Below are 710 nucleotides of genomic sequence, written 5' to 3' on the forward strand. Positions count from 1 at the left end.
CTTTGGGTGATGAGATCTTTAATGTTTTCGCATTCTGTTTTTAAAGCGTAATAACCCTCTTTATCGCTTTTTTTAAAAAGCGTGTTTTTAAGCTCTTTAAACACTTGAAAATAAGGGGCGTAGGCTTCAACTTCGTTTTTGGGCAAATAACTAGCCTTGTGGCTGTTGATTAAAGCGAACAAGTCTTTTTGTGATTCTTGTTTGGTAGCGATGTAGCGCGCGATATTCAAGTTATAGTCGTTAGCGCTAATTTCTTCTAGGCTTACCATTTTGGAATAATAAGGGATTTCTTTTAAAGCGTTAAAAGTGTCTATCATTTTTTGGACATCTTGCTCTCTTAAGCGGTTTTTATTGCCGTCTTTTTTAAAATCCTTGCTCGCATCTATCATAAAAACGCCCTTTCTGGCGCGCGCGTTTTCTTTGTCTAAAACGATCACGCATGCAGGAATGGAGGTGCCATAAAAAAGATTAGGGGCTAGGCCTATCACGCCTTTAATATAGCCTTTTGTTAAAAGATTTTTTCTGATTACGCCCTCAGCATTCCCCCTAAATAGCACCCCATGGGGTAAAATCACTGCCCCTTTGCCTGTGTCTTTTAAAGATTTGATGATATGGAGCAAAAAAGCGAAATCGCCATTTTTTTCAGGGGGCGTGCCGTCTTCAAAACGATTGAAACTATCATTAATGACTTGCTTGCTTTTAGGGTCTAT

At 38.9% G+C, this 710-nt stretch carries 1 protein-coding gene; it reads right to left on the reverse strand.

Annotation, left to right across the window (positions count from 1 at the left end; translation table 11 throughout):
* The coding region (locus IE260_RS43465; protein ID WP_189881032.1) for an N-6 DNA methylase at positions 1–710 on the reverse strand (710 nt) is incomplete at both ends.

The sequence above is a fragment of the Streptomyces viridiviolaceus genome, assembly GCF_014650995.1.
Taxonomy (GTDB): Bacteria; Actinomycetota; Actinomycetes; order Streptomycetales; family Streptomycetaceae; genus Streptomyces; species Streptomyces viridiviolaceus.